The sequence below is a fragment of the Mesorhizobium sp. M0029 genome (assembly GCF_040323735.1).
Lineage (GTDB): Bacteria > Pseudomonadota > Alphaproteobacteria > Rhizobiales > Rhizobiaceae > Mesorhizobium.
Window position 1 is genome coordinate 142,354 of the sequence record NZ_JAMYVF010000009.1, and the last position, 15,217, is coordinate 157,570.

Annotated in this window: 17 protein-coding genes; 10 read left to right on the forward strand and 7 right to left on the reverse strand. The window is 62.6% G+C overall.

Annotated elements, in window-relative coordinates; all coding sequences use genetic code 11:
• Positions 1-98: 98 nt before the first annotated feature.
• Genes NKJ76_RS17095 through thrC form a run of 4 tightly spaced genes read right to left on the reverse strand, consistent with a single transcriptional unit; the run spans position 99 to position 6,306 of the window.
• Positions 99-2,987, reverse strand: a complete 2,889-nt coding sequence (locus tag NKJ76_RS17095) for an EAL domain-containing protein (protein WP_023706671.1) — start codon at positions 2,985-2,987, stop codon at positions 99-101.
• Between the two features lie 3 nt (positions 2,988-2,990).
• Entirely contained in the window at positions 2,991-3,587 is a 597-nt protein-coding gene (locus tag NKJ76_RS17100; RefSeq protein ID WP_023668403.1) for a GNAT family N-acetyltransferase, read from the reverse strand.
• 14 nt (positions 3,588-3,601) lie between these two features.
• On the reverse strand, positions 3,602-4,894 hold the full coding sequence (locus NKJ76_RS17105) for a M16 family metallopeptidase (protein ID WP_352537944.1): 1,293 nt from the start codon (positions 4,892-4,894) through the stop codon (positions 3,602-3,604).
• A 14-nt stretch (positions 4,895-4,908) separates the two neighbouring features.
• Positions 4,909-6,306: a threonine synthase gene (gene thrC, locus NKJ76_RS17110; protein WP_023754850.1), complete on the reverse strand. Its 1,398-nt coding sequence runs from the start codon at positions 6,304-6,306 to the stop codon at positions 4,909-4,911.
• 128 nt (positions 6,307-6,434) lie between these two features.
• Here thrC and NKJ76_RS17115 point away from each other — a divergent pair, with 128 nt between their 5' ends.
• The 7 genes from NKJ76_RS17115 to NKJ76_RS17145 all read left to right on the forward strand — a co-directional run bounded on the left by NKJ76_RS17115 (position 6,435) and on the right by NKJ76_RS17145 (position 9,714).
• A complete protein-coding gene (locus tag NKJ76_RS17115; protein WP_352537945.1) occupies positions 6,435-7,166 on the forward strand; it encodes a hypothetical protein in 732 nt (243 codons plus the stop codon).
• A gap of 198 nt (positions 7,167-7,364) precedes the next feature.
• Positions 7,365-7,688: an ArsR/SmtB family transcription factor gene (locus tag NKJ76_RS17120; protein WP_352460036.1), complete on the forward strand. Its 324-nt coding sequence runs from the start codon at positions 7,365-7,367 to the stop codon at positions 7,686-7,688.
• A complete protein-coding gene (locus NKJ76_RS17125) occupies positions 7,685-8,110 on the forward strand; it encodes an SRPBCC family protein (RefSeq protein ID WP_352460035.1) in 426 nt (141 codons plus the stop codon). Before NKJ76_RS17120 ends, NKJ76_RS17125 begins: the two co-directional genes overlap by 4 nt.
• 57 nt (positions 8,111-8,167) lie before the next feature.
• Positions 8,168-8,560, forward strand: coding sequence for a VOC family protein (locus tag NKJ76_RS17130; protein WP_352460034.1), 393 nt, complete (start codon positions 8,168-8,170; stop codon positions 8,558-8,560).
• 25 nt (positions 8,561-8,585) lie between these two features.
• A complete protein-coding gene (locus NKJ76_RS17135) occupies positions 8,586-8,807 on the forward strand; it encodes a hypothetical protein (protein WP_023668396.1) in 222 nt (73 codons plus the stop codon).
• A 3-nt stretch (positions 8,808-8,810) separates the two neighbouring features.
• On the forward strand, positions 8,811-9,311 hold the full coding sequence (locus NKJ76_RS17140; RefSeq protein WP_023716121.1) for a DUF1801 domain-containing protein: 501 nt from the start codon (positions 8,811-8,813) through the stop codon (positions 9,309-9,311).
• The gene (locus tag NKJ76_RS17145) at positions 9,283-9,714 is read left to right on the forward strand and encodes a DUF1801 domain-containing protein (RefSeq protein ID WP_352537946.1); all 432 of its coding nucleotides are present in this window, start codon (positions 9,283-9,285) and stop codon (positions 9,712-9,714) included. Before NKJ76_RS17140 ends, NKJ76_RS17145 begins: the two co-directional genes overlap by 29 nt.
• Positions 9,715-9,719: 5 nt before the next feature.
• Here the strand turns inward: NKJ76_RS17145 and NKJ76_RS17150 are convergent, their stop codons facing one another.
• Entirely contained in the window at positions 9,720-10,406 is a 687-nt protein-coding gene (locus NKJ76_RS17150; protein ID WP_023687164.1) for an HAD family hydrolase, read from the reverse strand.
• A 187-nt stretch (positions 10,407-10,593) separates the two neighbouring features.
• On the opposite strand from NKJ76_RS17150, the gene NKJ76_RS17155 reads away from it, so the two are divergent.
• On the forward strand, positions 10,594-11,727 hold the full coding sequence (locus NKJ76_RS17155) for a site-specific DNA-methyltransferase (RefSeq protein ID WP_023668392.1): 1,134 nt from the start codon (positions 10,594-10,596) through the stop codon (positions 11,725-11,727).
• Between the two features lie 220 nt (positions 11,728-11,947).
• On the opposite strand, the gene NKJ76_RS17160 is transcribed toward NKJ76_RS17155, so the two are convergent.
• Positions 11,948-12,559: an HAD family hydrolase gene (locus NKJ76_RS17160; RefSeq protein WP_023687166.1), complete on the reverse strand. Its 612-nt coding sequence runs from the start codon at positions 12,557-12,559 to the stop codon at positions 11,948-11,950.
• Positions 12,560-12,581: 22 nt separating this feature from the next.
• Complete coding sequence (gene mutY / locus NKJ76_RS17165; RefSeq protein WP_352537947.1) at positions 12,582-13,703, reverse strand: A/G-specific adenine glycosylase; 1,122 nt, start codon at positions 13,701-13,703, stop codon at positions 12,582-12,584.
• Positions 13,704-13,753: 50 nt separating this feature from the next.
• Here mutY and NKJ76_RS17170 point away from each other — a divergent pair, with 50 nt between their 5' ends.
• A complete protein-coding gene (locus tag NKJ76_RS17170; RefSeq protein ID WP_023687168.1) occupies positions 13,754-14,260 on the forward strand; it encodes a DUF721 domain-containing protein in 507 nt (168 codons plus the stop codon).
• A gap of 167 nt (positions 14,261-14,427) precedes the next feature.
• Complete coding sequence (locus NKJ76_RS17175; protein ID WP_023692056.1) at positions 14,428-15,156, forward strand: DsbA family protein; 729 nt, start codon at positions 14,428-14,430, stop codon at positions 15,154-15,156.
• Positions 15,157-15,217 lie beyond the last annotated feature (61 nt).

Genomic DNA, 15,217 nt, shown 5'->3' on the forward strand with positions numbered 1-15,217 from the left:
GCTGCGCTCCTTGCTTCGCCCTAGGATGACGAAGGCGCGGTCGCTTCAGGGGTTCATTCCAATGTAACCACGCGCCTGCACGACGCATGCCTCACCCGTCACGCCTGCGTCATCGGGTACTGCTCTTTCAACGCCTTCAGCACCTGGTCGCCTGGCATCGGCGCGCCGAACATGAAGCTTTGCACATATTCGCAGCCCATCTGGCGCAATTCCAGCGCATCGCTTTCGTCGGAAATGCCCTCGGCCACCACCGACAGGCCGAGTTCATGCGCCATGTTGACCATGGATTTGAGCAGCACCGCCCGCTTCGGCGTCGCGTCGTCGACGAAGCTCTTGTCGATCTTGATGGTGTCGAAGGGGAAGCGGGTCAGATAGGCGAGCGAGGAATAGCCGGTGCCGAAATCGTCCAGCGACAGGCCGATGCCGAGCTGCTTGAGCTTGGTCAGCACATGCGAGGTCTGCTCTGGATTGTCCATGACCAGCGATTCGGTAAGTTCGAGCCGGAAGCAGCGCGGCTTCAGATTGGCGCGGGCGATGACCGAGCGGACATCGCTGACTAGGTCGCGGCGGATCAACTGGCGGCTGGACAGATTGACCGACACCGACAGCGGGGTGTCGCCGATCTGCTTTTGCCAGCCGGCGAGGTCTTCGGCCGCCTGCTGCATGGCAAACAGCCCAAGCTGCACGATCAGGCCACAGCTTTCGGCGACCGGAATGAAATCGCCGGGCGGGATCATGCCGCGGCGCGGATGGTCCCAACGCAGCAGCGCTTCGAAGCCGGCAATGCTGCCGTCCTCCAGCCGCACGATCGGCTGGTAGGCAAGGGTGAATTCGCGCCGCTCGATGGCGCGGCGCAGATCGGATTCGAATTGCAGCCGGTCGGTGCCGACGGTGCGGAAGGCCGGCCGGAACGGCTCGATCCTGTCGCCGCCGAAGCGCTTGGCCTGGTGCATGGCAAGCTCGGCGTCCTTGACCATGTCTTCTGCCGAAGTCTGCGCCGAGGTCCAGGTGATCAGGCCGATCGAGGCAGTCAGCACGATCTCGCGCTTGGCGAAGGTGATCGGGTTGTTGATCGCGTGCTTGATGGCGTCTGCCACCGCCGCGATGCGGGAGGGTTCCTGTTCGGAGAGCAGCATCAGGGCGAACTGGTCACCGGCAAAGCGCGACAGCGAATCCTTCGGTTTCAACAGCCGGTGCAAGCGGCGCGCAATGGTGAGCAGGATGGTGTCGCCGGCCGAGATGCCAAGCCCGTCATTGACCTGCTTGAAACGGTCGATGTCGATGACGAAGACGGTGGGGCGCACCTTCTCTTCGGTGCGCGCGATCGAGATGATGGCTTCCAGCCGGTTCATCAGAAGTTCGCGGTTGGGCAGGCCGGTCAGATTGTCGTGAACGGCATCGTGCAGCAGCCTTTCCTCGGACTTTTTCTGCTCGGTGACGTCGACCATGGTGCCGACGCAGCGAATCACTTCGCCATCCGAGCCGATCACCGGCCGCGCCCGAAGCAAGAACCAGTGGTAGTGCCCGTCGGCGCCGCGCAGGCGGAAATTCTGCGAGACCCGGCCGCGCCGATGTTCGAGCACCACGTCGAGCGTGGTGCGGAACGTGTCGCGGTCGTCGGCATGCAGCACCGGCAGCCAGTTGCGGGCCGCACCCCCCAGGCTGTTGGGCGCCAGGCCAAGCTGGATGCTGACGTCGGGCTTGGTGACGACGCGGTCGCGCAGCACGTCCCAGTCCCACACCGTGTCGCCGGAGCCGGCGACGGCCAGCGCCTGGCGCTCAAGATCGGAGAACAGGCCCTGATGCAGCGCGCCGCCGGCAAAGGCATGCTGCATGACGGTGAAGCCGATCAAAAGGATGATCAGGATCAGCCCGCCGCCCAATGCCGGCTGGGCGATGTCGTTGTCGAGCATGCCGGTGATCGCCATCCACGACCCGCACAGCCATAGCAGCACCATCACCCAACTGGGCACCAGCATGATCGCACGGTCGTAACCACGAAGACCGAGCAGGATGATGAGGCCGAGCCCGGTCAGCGCGGTGGCGGCAAAGGACAGCCGGGCAATACCGGCGGCGACGGCCGGATCGATGATGGCCACACCCGCAATCAGCACCAGACCGAGGATCCAGACCAGCGCGCCATAGCTGAAATGGCCGTGCCACCGGTTGAGGTTGAGATAGGCGAACAGGAACACCACGAAGGTCGCCGCAAGCGCCACCTCCGTTCCCGCCCGCCACATCTGCTCGTTCCCGGGCGATATCTCTATGATCTTGTTTAGAAAGCCGAAATCGACGCAGATATAGGCAAGTACCGCCCACGCAAGTGCGGCTGTCGCCGGAAACATCGAGGTTCCCTTGACGACGAAAAGGATGGTCAGGAAGAGCGCCAGCAGCCCGGCGATGCCGATGACGATGCCGCGGAACAGCGTATAGGAATTGACCGAGTCCTTGTAGGCTTCCGGCTCCCATAGATAGACCTGCGGCAGCTTCGGCGAGGCGAGTTCGGCGATGAAGGTGATCACCGTTCCCGGGTTCAGCGTCACCCGGAACACGTCGGCGTCGGAGCTTGACTGGCGGTCGAGCGCGAAGCCCTCGCTGGGGGTGATCGCGGCGATGCGGGTGGCGCCGAGATCGGGCCAGAAGATGCCGGAATTCACCAGCCGGAAATGCGGCGCCACGATCAGCCGGTCGAGCTGCTGGTCGGTGGTGTTGGCGAGCGCGAACACCGCCCAGTCGCCGCTCGAGCGCGCGTCATTGGCCTCGACCTCGATGCGCCGGACGATGCCGTCGGGACCGGGCGCGGTCGACACCTGGAAGTTTTCGCCCTGATTGACGTAGATCTGGACGGCGCGCGACAGGTCGAGCGCGACATCGTCGCGGGCAATCTTGATCGGTTCGACGGCGAAGGCCGGGAGCGCCGCGCAAAGCGTGACGACAACCGCCAGAACAAAGGCCAACAGCGACCCGTTTCGCAGGAAATTCGTCAAAAATCAGTCCTTCGTTCCAGCGCCCGGCGGATCGTCCGCGATCCGGGCGTAGAGGTAGTGGTCCTGCCAGATGCCGTTGATCCTGAGGTAGGATCGCAGAAGTCCTTCGCGCCGGAATCCGGCTTTTTCAAGCACGCGGATCGACCGGACATTGTCGGGAATACAGGCAGCTTCGATCCGGTGCAACCTCAGCGTATCGAAGGCGAAGCGGCAGACCACCTTGACCGCGTCGGTCATCAGGCCGCGGCCGCCGAACCGCTCCCCGATCCAGTAGCCGACATGGCCGCTTTGCGAGACGCCGTGGCGGATATTGCCGAGCGTAATGCCGCCTGCAAGCTTGCCGCTCGCCTTCTCGAAGATGAAGAAGGCGATGGCTGTCCCCTGCGCATAGTCTTCGCGGTAGCGGCCGATGCGCAGCCGCCAGGCGGTGCGGTCGAGTTCATCGGGCGTCCAGCGCGGCTCCCACGGTTCGAGGAAGGCACGGCTTTCGCCGCGCACCGCTGACCATTCGCGATAGTCGTTGGTGTAGGGCACGCGCAGCATGACCCGGTCGCCTTTCAGTGCCGGCAGGTCACGGCGAAAGAAAGGGAGCGCGAACACCGGCGCTTGAAGGCTTAGACGGCGAGCTTGCGGGCCGTGGTGTGCGTGCCCGCAAGCGACTCGAGAATCGCCTCATAGGGCGCGAGCGTACCCACCGGTCCAACCGCGGTCAGCGTCGGCTTGGTCGAAAACAGCCGGGACGAAAGGTCGGTCAGCCGCTCGACGGTCAGCGCCGACAGCCGTTCCATCAACTCCTCCTTGGCGATCGGCCGACCGAACAGAAGCAGCTGCCTGGCGATCTGCGAGGCGCGGCTGGCCGGGCTTTCAGCCGACATGATCAGGCCGGCGCGATATTGCGCGCGGGCGCGGTCGAGCTCTTCCTGAAGGATATTCTCGCCGGCCTTCTGCAGCTCGTCGATAATGACCGGCACCAGTTCGGCAATGTCGCTCTGCCCGGTCGCGGCATGAACGCCGAAGATGCCGGTATCGGAAAAACCCCAGTGGAAGGCATAGACCGAATAGCACAGGCCACGCTTTTCGCGGACCTCCTGGAACAGCCGGGACGACATGCCGCCGCCGAGGATCATCGAAAGCACCTGCGAAGCGTAGAAATCGCGCACATGATAGGCTCGGCCTTCGAAGCCGAGCACGATCTGCGCGTCCATCAGGTCGCGATCCTCGCGGAAATCGCCGCCGACATACTGCGCATATTGCGGCATCGTGCTGTCGGACTTGCTGCGGAAACCGCCGAGCTGCTTTTCGACCTCGCGCACGAAATTGTCGTGCTTGATGTCGCCTGCCGCCACGATCACCATCTTCTCGGCGCCATACTGGCGCTCGATGAAATCATGCAGCTGTTTGGAGGTGAAGGATTTGACGGTTTCCGGCGTGCCGAGGATCGAGCGGCCGATCGTCTGGTGGCGGAAGGCGGTCTCGGTGAAACGGTCGAAGACGATGTCGTCGGGCGTGTCGTGCGCGGCGCCGATCTCCTGCAGGATCACATGCTGCTCGCGCTCCAGTTCCTCCGGGTCGAATTCGGACTCCTGCAGGATATCGGCAAGGATATCCACCGCCAGCGGCACATCGTCGGACAGCACCCTGGCGTAATAGGACGTGGTCTCGACTGATGTGGCGGCATTGATCTCGCCGCCGACATCCTCGATTTCCGAGGCGATCTCGAAGGCCGTCCGCCTTTTCGTACCCTTGAAGGCCATATGCTCGAGCAGATGGGCCATTCCGTGCTCGTCGTCACGCTCATTGCGGGCGCCGGACTTGACCCAGGCGCCAAGGGCAACGGATTCGAGGCTTGGAAGGGTTTCGGTGGCGACTGTCAGGCCGTTCGACAGACGGCTTACCTCAACACCCATATGGCAAGTACTCCCTAACGCGCTGCCCTTGAGTGGCGGCTCACGTAATCTTCCACCATTTTCAGGTCGGATGGAAGTACCGTGTACTTTTCGTCGGCTGACATCAAGGACCCCAGCCATGCGGGCAGGGCCGGCGACACGCCGCAGGCGGCTTCGACCGCGGCCGGGAACTTGGCCGGGTGCGCCGTGCCCAGCACCACCATCGGCACTGCACCGTCAGCCTTGCCGGCGGCGACATGCACGGCCGCGGCCGTGTGCGGATCGAGCAGATAATTGCTGGATTCGAGCGTTGAACGGATGGTGGCGGCAACCTCGTCCATATCAGCGCGTCCGGCGTCGAATTCGGACCGCATCCGGTCGATTTCTGCGGTCTCGATGGTGAAGGCGCCGGATTGCTTGAGGCCGGCCATGTAACGCCGCACCGTCTCTGCGTTACGGTCGCAGGCCTCGAACAGCAGTCGCTCGAAGTTCGACGATACCTGGATGTCCATCGATGGCGACGTCGTCGCAAACACACCCTTGGTGCGGTATTCACCGGTCGCGAAAGTGCGCGCCAATATGTCGTTGTCGTTGGTGGCGACGATCAGCCGCTCGATCGGCAGGCCCATCTTCTTGGCGGCGTAACCGGCGAAAATATCGCCGAAATTGCCGGTCGGCACGGTAAAGGAGACCGGCCTGTCCGGCGCGCCGAGCGAAAGCGCCGAGGAAAAATAATAGACGATCTGGGCCATGATGCGGGCCCAGTTGATCGAATTGACGCCCGACAGCGACACGCGATCACGAAAACGATGATCGTTGAACATATCCTTCAGCAGGCCCTGGCAATCGTCGAAATTGCCTTCGATCGCCAGCGCCTGGACGTTGGCGGCAGTCGATGTCGTCATCTGCCGCTGCTGCACCGGCGAGACGCGGCCATGCGGGAACATCACGAAAATGTCAGTTCGGTCGCGGCCGGCAAAGGCATCGATGGCGGCGCCGCCAGTGTCACCCGAGGTCGCGCCGACGATGGTGGCGCGCTGGCCACGCTCAGTCAGTACATGGTCCATCAGCCGAGCAAGCAGCTGCATGGCAACGTCCTTGAAGGCCAGCGTCGGACCGTGGAAGAGCTCGAGGATGAACGTGTTGGCGCCGGTCTGCACCAGCGGGCAGACGGCCCGGTGGCGGAAGGTGGCATAGGCTTCTCGCACCAGGCGCTCGAAGACGGGTGCGGCGATCTCGCCGCCGAGGAAGGGCGTCAGCACGCGGATGGCGAGGTCCGCATAGGGCAGGCCGCGCATGGCGCGGATCTCGGCTGCCGAAAACTGCGGCCATGTCTGCGGCACATAAAGCCCGCCGTCGCGGGCCAGCCCCGCCAGCACCGCATCGGCAAATCCAAGCACGGGCGCATCCCCGCGGGTACTCACATAGCGCATCGTCAAAGGTCCATTGCTGCCGCCGGTTTCATCCACGGCAATTGGTTAATTTTCCGAGCCGCCTCAGTCGCATTTTTGCCGTGGCGTTGCTATACGTCACCAACTTTGCGAGAGGGAAGTGCAGTTTCATGGCGTTTCATAAGTTCAACCGTCGCTTTGTCGCGGGTCTGGCGCTAACCGGCTTTATGCTTGCCGCCGCCGGTTGCCAATCGAGCGACAATGGCATCCTCAATCTCGGTTTCGGCAAGAAGACCGACCCGAATGCGCCAATACCGCCTCAGGATCCCAAGGTTCTCGCCAGCCAGTTGCAGGCCTACTGCCCGAAAGTGACGGTGCGGGACGGCACCGCATACTTCAATACCTACGCCAAGGGCGCGCCGCAGCCGAAAAAGAAAAAGGCTGATGCAACACAGGATGCCGAGGCCGCTGCCGCCGCGCAGACGGCGCCTGACGGCTCCATCGTCGATCCGAACAAGGATCCGGCCAAGATCATCTACCAGGCCTCGATCAGCGATGTGAGCCGCGATTGCAGCCGTGCCAACGGCCAGTTGACGATGAAGGTTGGCGTTGCCGGCAAGATCGTGCCGGGACCGCTGTTCGCCCCCGGCACCATCACCATGCCGATCCGCATTGCCGTCATGCACGGCCCCGACGTACTTTATTCGCAGTTCCACCCCTATCAGATCCAGGTCAGCGATCCCTCGACCGCCACCCAGTTCGTGTTCACCGATCCCAACGTCGTCGTGCCCGAACCTTCCGCCCGGGATTACACTGTCTATGCCGGCTATGACGACACCGCGCCGGCGGCGGCGGACAAGAAGTCCGGCAAGAAAAAGAAGCGCGCTCCCGCGACGAACTAAGCGCCTGGGCGCCGTCGCTGCTGCGACGGTGCCGGTCAACTCTTTGAAACATCCAACGATCCGATCGTGATCCTGCAGGTGTGCGCCTGCGGGCAGGTCGCGTCTGCCTTTAAATCTCGATCCATTCCGCCAGCGCACTTGACTCATCCATAGCCCGGCGGTTATACGTAAATCAATATCTCGCAGGTTATCGATCCTATGCCAGACGCCCACGATACTTTGTTCAGAACGCTTGCCGACCCGACCCGGCGGTCCATCTTCGAGCGCCTTTGCCGCCAGGGTGAGCAGACCGTGGGGGCGCTGACGGCGCAGTCCGGGGTTTCGCAACCGGCGGTGTCGAAGCATCTCGGCGTCCTGAAGCTGGCCGGGCTGGTGCGTGACCGCCACGCCGGACGCCAGACCCACTACAGCGCCCAGCCCGAGGCACTTGGTCCGCTGACCGACTGGACAGTTCAAATGACAGGATTCTGGGAGGGCCGCTTCGATGACCTCGAGAACCTGCTGAAAAGGATGGACCAGTGAGCAATCCCGAACTGCGCACCGTCGTCGTCGAACGTGAAATATCCTGGCCGGCGGAGAAGATCTGGCGCGCGTTGACGCAGCCGCATCTGATGGAGGAATGGCTCATGAAGAACGATTTCAAGCCTGTCGTCGGCCACAGCTTCAATCTTCGCGGCGACTGGGGCGGCGTGCTCGATTGCGAGGTCCTCGCCGTCGAGCAAGGCAGGACGCTGTCCTACAGCTGGGATTTTGCGCATGAGGATGCCGCCTACAATCTGAAGAGCGTGGTGACGTTCACGCTCACGCCCACCAGCACGGGGACCCATCTGCGCGTCGAGCAGTCGGGCTTCCAGCCGAGCCAGAAGCAGGCCTATGGCGGCGCCAGGGCCGGGTGGCAGCAATTTCTCACCAAGCTGGAGCAGCTTCTGGCGAAGCCGGATTGAAGCCTGCCGGTACCATGCCCTGACTGCGGGGCACCGAATGCAAAAAGGACAAAATCGATGAAGATCAAGCTGACCAGCGTCTATGTGGACAACCAGGACAACGCACTGCGCTTCTACACCGACGTGCTGGGCTTTGCCGTGAAGGCCGACTTCAGCAATGGGCCTTTTCGTTGGCTGACCGTCACCTCACCCGATGAGCCCGACGGAATCGAGCTACAGCTGGCGCTCAACGACAACCCGGCCGCCAAGGCCTACCAGCAGGCCATCTTCAAGCAGGGGCAGCCCGCGCTCATGCTGTTCACCGACGAGGTCAAGGGTGATTACGAGCGCATCAAGGGACGCGGCGGTGCGTTCGCCATGGCGCCGACAGAAGTGACCGGCTCGACCATCGCCCAGCTCAACGACAGCTGCGGCAATCTGATCCAGATCACCCAGCTGGCGCGTTGGTAGGCGCTGGTTTCAAGAGGAGGTTGCAATGAATTTGAGCAAATGGATACGTCAAACCCATCGTTGGCTGTCGATCATCTTCACGCTGACCGTGGCAGCCAATTTCATCACCATGGCGTTCGGGCAACCTCCGGCCTGGGTGGTCTATTCGCCGCTGCTGCCGCTATTCCTGCTGCTGTTCAGCGGCCTCTACATGTTCGTGCTGCCTTACGTCGCGAGATCGCGTGGCGAGCAGGGCGCGCAAGGGTAGGACATGGCCAAGGCGCCGGGAAAATCGAAGGTCGCAAAACCGGCCCCAGACAAGCCGGAAAAGCCGGTCCTGCTTTCGGGCGGCAACCCGCAGATCCCGAAGGCCTATGGGGACGCTCCGGTGCAGGCATATATTGCTGCCATGCCGGGCTGGAAAAGCGATGTCGGGCGCTGGATCGACGCACTTATCGTCAGCGCCGTCCCCGGCGTCTACAAGGCGGTGAAGTGGAACTCACCGTTCTATGGCATCGAGGGCGAGGGTTGGTTCCTCAGCCTGCATTGCTTCACCAGATACGTCAAAGTCGCCTTCTTTCGCGGCACGTCGCTCGATCCTGTGCCTCCCGGCGGTTCCAGGCAAAAGGAAGTGCGCTATCTCGACATCCATGAAGGCGAAGAGATCGACGAAGCCCGCTTCGCCTCCTGGGTGAAGCAGGCCAGCCGATTGCCCGGCGATAAGATGCGAACGGAGGCAGACCATGAAGATCAGCATGTCGAGCAAGGATGAGGGAGGCGCCTCTGCCTCCGAGCGGATAGATGCCCGAATCCGGGAGCTGGACGATTGGCGGGGCAAGACGTTGGCCAGCCTGCGCAAGACCATCCTCGATGCCGATCCGGAAATCATCGAGGAGTGGAAGTGGATGGGCAGCCCGGTATGGTCGCGCGACGGCATGATCGCCGTCGGCAACGCCCACAAGGATAAGGTGAAGCTGACCTTTTCCCACGGCGCCAACCTGCCGGATCCCGACAGGCTGTTCAACAACGGGCTCAACGGCAAGGTGTGGCGCGCCATCGATGTGTCGGAGGGCGACGAGATCGATGCGGATGCGCTGAAAGCGCTCGTCCGTGCCGCGATTGCCTACAACAGGGCAAAGAAGAAACCGGCCAAATCGGCCAAAGCCAAGGACTGATCGGTTCAGGCGTCCGACCACTCCGACAGAGCGGCAATCACACTTTTCAGTTCGGCCCAGCGGCGGATGACGGTTTCGGCTCCGGCTTCGGTCAGCACATCGGCATGGCCGGGATAGCTGTGCGCGGCGCCGGTGAAGCCGATCACGCGCATGCCGGCGGCCCTGGCGCCGGTGACGCCGTGCACCGAATCCTCGATGACGAAGGTGTTTGCCGGATTGGCGTTGAGTTGCTCCGCCGCGATCAGGAACACATCCGGCGCGGGCTTGGTTTTCTTGCTTGGTACTTCCAGCGCTGAAAAAATCCGGCCGGCGAAGAACGGCAGCAGGCCCACTTTCTCGAGCATGAACTCGATCCGCTCCAAGCGTGAGTTCGAGCAGACGCAGCGCGGCGCGGTGACCGCGGCGACCGCCTCGCGCACGCCGTCGATGGCGCGCACGTCGCTGCGCAGTTTGCGGTCGACCAGCTCTTCGGCCCGGTCGATCATCGAGGCCTGGAACGGGATGGCGGATTTTTGCTCGACCCGCATCATGATGTCCTTGAAGGTCAGTCCGGCATAGGTTTCGGCGTATTCCTCAGCCGAAATTTCATATCCGGCCAAGGTCAGCAATTCGGCCTCGACGCGGGCTGCGATGATTTCGGAATCGACGAGCACGCCGTCGCAATCGAAGATGACAAGATCTGGCTGGGGCATGGCAATCCGAACGAGGAGGGTGATGGAGGCCCGGCAAGGCTCAAGCGGCGCGACATACACCAACGGGCCGGGCTGCGCAAATTGACGACGTCAGGGCTGCCTGGACCGTTGCGTCCTTCACCGAATATTTACGCTGATCGGTAACCATAACGGGGAGTAAACAGTAACGCGTGCCTTGGGTGTAAAAATGTCTGCCGTGCGTCTTCTCGCCGACCTCTCCCACGCCCCCCAGCAATCCGAGTGGCTGGACACGATCCTCAAGGGCGATTGTGTCGCCGCGCTCGACCGGCTGCCGGAAAAATCCATCGACGTCATCTTCGCCGATCCGCCTTACAATCTGCAGCTCGACGGCGATTTGCACCGGCCCGACCAGTCCAAGGTCGACGCCGTCGACGATGACTGGGACCAGTTCGAGAGTTTCGAGGCCTATGACGCCTTCACCCGCGCCTGGCTCCTGGCGGCACGCCGCGTGCTGAAGCCGAATGGCACCATCTGGGTCATCGGCTCCTACCACAACATCTTCCGCGTCGGCGCCAAGATGCAGGATCTCGGCTTCTGGATCCTCAACGATGTCGTCTGGCGCAAGACCAACCCAATGCCTAATTTCCGCGGTCGCCGCTTCCAGAACGCGCATGAGACCATGATCTGGGCTTCGCGCGACCAGAAGGGCAAGGGCTATACCTTCAATTACGAAGCCATGAAGGCATCGAACGACGACATCCAGATGCGCTCCGACTGGCTGTTCCCGATCTGCACTGGCGGCGAGCGGCTGAAGAACGACAATGGCGACAAGCTGCATCCGACGCAGAAGCCGGAAGCGCTGCTCGCCCGCATCATGATGGCCTCGACCAAGCCGGGCGACATCGTGCTCGACCCGTTCTTCGGATCCGGCACAACCGGCGCCGTGGCCAAGCGGCTTGGCCGCCATTTCGTCGGCATCGAGCGCGAGCAGGCCTATATCGACGCCGCCAATGAGCGCATCGATGCCGTGCGGCCGCTGGAAACCGCCGATCTCACCGTGCTCACCGGCAAGCGCGCCGAGCCGCGCGTCGCCTTTGTCAGCCTCATCGATACCGGGCTTATGCAGCCCGGCGCCACGCTTTACGATGCCAAGAAGCGCTGGTCGGCCAAGGTACGCGCCGACGGCACGGTGGCGATCGGCGACAGCGCCGGCTCGATCCACAAGATCGGCGCCGAAGTGCAGGGCCTGGACGCCTGCAATGGCTGGACCTTCTGGCACTATGAGCGCTCGGGCGGCCTGACCCCGATCGACGAACTGCGCCGCATCGCCAGGCTCGGCATGGAACGGGCAGGGGCTTGAGATTCAAGGTTTAAATTCGGCGCTCTACGACGGCCCCCCTCTGCCCTGCCGGGCATCTCCCCCTCAAGGGGGGAGATTGCTGTCATCAACGCTTTCGCCAATTTTTGATCTTGCAAGGTGAAAACGGCCGCAGCGGCTGCTGATCTCCCCCTTTTGAGGGGGAGATGGCCGGCAGGCCAGAGGGGGGCGCCATAGAGCGTTACTTCGGCCCTCCGCGCATTCACACCGCGATCCCATACCCCGCAAGATCTGCCCGCAGCGTTTTTGCATCCGTGAACAGCACCGACTGCCAGCCGGCGGCCCTGGCGCCATCGACATTTCTGGGGCTGTCGTCGATGAACAGCGTGGCTGACGGTTCGAGACCGAACGCGGCGACGTGATGGTCGTAGATGGCGCGGTCGGGCTTGATCTCACGGATATCGGCCGACACGGTCACGCCGCGCGGGCGGCTAAGGAAATCGAAGCGCAGTCTTGCCTCGGCAAGTGTGTCGGCGGCGAAGTTCGTCAGCATGGTCACGTCGTGGCCGCTCTCGATCAGGCCGAGCATGATGGCGACGCTGTCCTCATAGGCATGCGGCACCATGTCGTTCCAATAGCGTCGGAAATTGCGGATGTTTTCAGCATGATCCGGGTAATCCGCGATCAGCAGCGCTTCCGCCTCTTCCCACGTCCGGCCACGGTCCTGCTCGATGTTCCAGTCATGCGTGCAGACATTGTCGAAGAACCACTTGCGCTCTTCGGCATCGGGAATGAGGCGGCTGAACGGAATGTTCGGATCGTAGTGGAGCAAGACGCGACCGATGTCGAACACGATATGGCGGATTTCAGTCATTTCGGGCCTTTCAAAGCGAATGCTAGTCAATGGGGCGGTGCTTTTTGGTTGCGCCCGGTATCGCTGCTTTGATGACCTTTTTCATGACCGTCGGCAGCGCTTCTCCGGAAATGTCATGGGCCAGCGACCAGAAATGCCCTTCCGGCGCATCACTTTTCACTTGAGCGTGAAAAACTTCGAGCTCGAGCGCGAAATGGGTGAAGACATGCGCGATCTCTCCAGCGCGCCGCCAGTCGGCAGGGAAGGGCGCTGCCTCCGAAGTGGTTGCACCGTCGATCCGTGCTGTCCAACCTGTGGTCGGCACCTCGGTCATGCCGCCGAGCAGGCCCTTGTCAGGCCGCTTGCGCAACAGGATGGCGCCGTCGCCGCGCTCGGCGACGAAGGCGGCACCCCGCCTGAGTGGTTTGTCGACCTTGGGCAGGCGGACCGGAAAGCGCTCGGGGTCGCCGGACAGGACGGCGCTGCAATCCTCGCGCACCGGGCACAGCATGCAGCGCGGCCGTCTTGGCGTGCAGATCGTGGCGCCAAGGTCCATCATTGCCTGGGCGAAGTCGCCCGGCCTTGTCTGCGGAACCAGTCTTTCGACGAGCGCGCGGATTTCAGGCTTTGCCTCGCTGAGCGGCGTTGCGATCGAATAGAGCCGCGAGATGACACGTTCGACATTGCCGTCGACGACCGCCGCCGGACGGTCGAAGGCGATCGCCGCGATCGCCGCCGCCGTATAGGCGCCGATCCCCGGCAATTCCCTCAATCCCGTTTCGTTGTCGGGAAAACGGCCGCCCTGGCTCGCAACCAGATCGGCGCAGGCCTTGAGGTTGCGCGCCCGTGAATAATAGCCGAGCCCGGCCCAGGCCTTCATCACATCCTCGGCCGGCGCAGCCGCCAGCGCCTTCACATCAGGCCATTTCTCGACAAAGGCGCGAAAATAGGATTTTACCGCTTCGACCGTGGTCTGCTGCAGCATCACTTCCGAAAGCCAGATGCGATAGGGGTCCGGCCGTGCACCGCCGGCCGCGGCGTGCGGCGTGATCCGCCACGGCAGTTCGCGATGGTGCGCGTCGTACCAGGCAAGCAGACGCGCGGCGATCTCTCCCGATAGAGTTGGTCCGGATGCGGCCTTGCGGGTCTGTTCGTGCAGTGCCATTGATCGCGGGCTGGCTCTAGGCTGGTGAGGAGCGTGGCTGGAGAACGTACATGGCAGGGAGAACGCCTTACGGCAATCCCGTTCCGGTGAGCGATCTCGCGACCGCGATCCTCGACCCCGTGCTGCGCAAGCGGGCCGGCATTTCGATCGGGCTGGTGCAGTCATGGGAAGAGATCGCCGGCCCCAGGCTCGCCGGCCATTCGCGCCCCGAAAAAATCCAGTGGCCGCGCCGCATGCATGAGGACGATCCGTTCGAGCCGGCGGTGCTGGTCATCGCCTGCGAGGGCATGGCCGCGCTGCACCTACAGCACGAGACCGGCGAGATCATCAACCGCGTCAATGCCTTTCTCGGCTTCAACGCGATCGGCAGGATCCGGATCGTGCAAAAGCCGGTGCTGAGGGACAAAGCCCGGCCGAAACCGACGCCGAGAGCACTGACTTCCGTCGAAAAGGCCAAATTGTCCGATACCGTCGGCAAGATCGAGGATGAAGGCTTGCGCGCCTCGCTGGAGCGTCTTGGCGCCACAATTCTTGGCCAAAGGAAGCGGCCAAGGTAATCAACCGGTAATCAGTCGGTCATGAACGCGTCATCTATCTCGCGCATTCGTGATCCTGCATGTAGAGTTTGGCGATTGGAATGGGGACGGCGATGCCTTAATTCCCGCCAACTCTCGCCTTTTCTAGCCTTTGCGTTGCAAAATCAAACCACAGTCAGGTGATTCGCATGAACCGTAGCTTGTCCCGCAGAAACCTCCTGTCTTCGCTGGCCGTCATTCCGGCAGTGGCTATGCTCGCCGCATGCAGCGATTCAGGCGAGGATGCCAAAGCAGCGGATGTGAAGCCTGCGGCTCCCGCGCCTGCTTCGACGCCTGCCACTCCGGCCGCCGTCAAGGTCCCGGAGTCTTCCGGCAATGTCGACATGGCCGAACTGCTGAAGCCCGGCGCTTTGCCCGACAAGCAGCTCGGCAAGGATGACGCCAAGGTCACCATCGTCGAATATGCCTCGATGACCTGCCCGCATTGTGCGCATTTCGCCGCGACCACCTTCCCTGAGTTGAAGACCAAATACATCGACACCGGCAAGGCGCGTTACATCCTGCGCGAATTCCCATTCGATCCGAGCGCCGAGGCCGGTTTCATGCTGGCGCGCTGTTCGAAGGACAATTATTTCCCGATGGTCGACGTGCTGTTCAAGCAGCAGGCCAACTGGGTCGGCGTCAACAATACCAAGGATGCGCTGCTGCAGATCTCCAAGCTCGCCGGTTTTACACAGGAGTCCTTCGAGGCCTGCTTGACGGACCAGAAACTTCTGGACGATGTGAGATCGGTCCAGAAGCGCGGCGCCGATGAATTCAAGGTCGACTCGACGCCGACCTTCTTCATCAACGGGAAAACCTACAAAGGTGCGATGTCGATTGAGGAAATATCGGCCATCATCGACCCTCTGCTCTGACGTCCGGGCGGCGCCGGAGCGACTGCGCTTCGGCGTCAGCGCACCTTTGTGCCTTTCAGGC

What these genes read in the sequence shown, in the direction of transcription:
- NKJ76_RS17105 (WP_352537944.1), bottom strand. Translation starts at nt 4,894, where the DNA reads ATGGGTGTTGAGGTAAGCCGTCTGTCGAACGGCCTGACAGTCGCCACC.
- thrC (WP_023754850.1), bottom strand. Translation starts at nt 6,306, where the DNA reads ATGCGCTATGTGAGTACCCGCGGGGATGCGCCCGTGCTTGGATTTGCC.
- NKJ76_RS17115 (WP_352537945.1), top strand. Translation starts at nt 6,435, where the DNA reads ATGGCGTTTCATAAGTTCAACCGTCGCTTTGTCGCGGGTCTGGCGCTA.
- NKJ76_RS17120 (WP_352460036.1), top strand. Translation starts at nt 7,365, where the DNA reads ATGCCAGACGCCCACGATACTTTGTTCAGAACGCTTGCCGACCCGACC.
- NKJ76_RS17130 (WP_352460034.1), top strand. Translation starts at nt 8,168, where the DNA reads ATGAAGATCAAGCTGACCAGCGTCTATGTGGACAACCAGGACAACGCA.
- NKJ76_RS17135 (WP_023668396.1), top strand. Translation starts at nt 8,586, where the DNA reads ATGAATTTGAGCAAATGGATACGTCAAACCCATCGTTGGCTGTCGATC.
- NKJ76_RS17140 (WP_023716121.1), top strand. Translation starts at nt 8,811, where the DNA reads ATGGCCAAGGCGCCGGGAAAATCGAAGGTCGCAAAACCGGCCCCAGAC.
- NKJ76_RS17145 (WP_352537946.1), top strand. Translation starts at nt 9,283, where the DNA reads ATGAAGATCAGCATGTCGAGCAAGGATGAGGGAGGCGCCTCTGCCTCC.
- NKJ76_RS17150 (WP_023687164.1), bottom strand. Translation starts at nt 10,406, where the DNA reads ATGCCCCAGCCAGATCTTGTCATCTTCGATTGCGACGGCGTGCTCGTC.
- NKJ76_RS17155 (WP_023668392.1), top strand. Translation starts at nt 10,594, where the DNA reads ATGTCTGCCGTGCGTCTTCTCGCCGACCTCTCCCACGCCCCCCAGCAA.
- NKJ76_RS17160 (WP_023687166.1), bottom strand. Translation starts at nt 12,559, where the DNA reads ATGACTGAAATCCGCCATATCGTGTTCGACATCGGTCGCGTCTTGCTC.
- mutY (WP_352537947.1), bottom strand. Translation starts at nt 13,703, where the DNA reads ATGGCACTGCACGAACAGACCCGCAAGGCCGCATCCGGACCAACTCTA.
- NKJ76_RS17170 (WP_023687168.1), top strand. Translation starts at nt 13,754, where the DNA reads ATGGCAGGGAGAACGCCTTACGGCAATCCCGTTCCGGTGAGCGATCTC.
- NKJ76_RS17175 (WP_023692056.1), top strand. Translation starts at nt 14,428, where the DNA reads ATGAACCGTAGCTTGTCCCGCAGAAACCTCCTGTCTTCGCTGGCCGTC.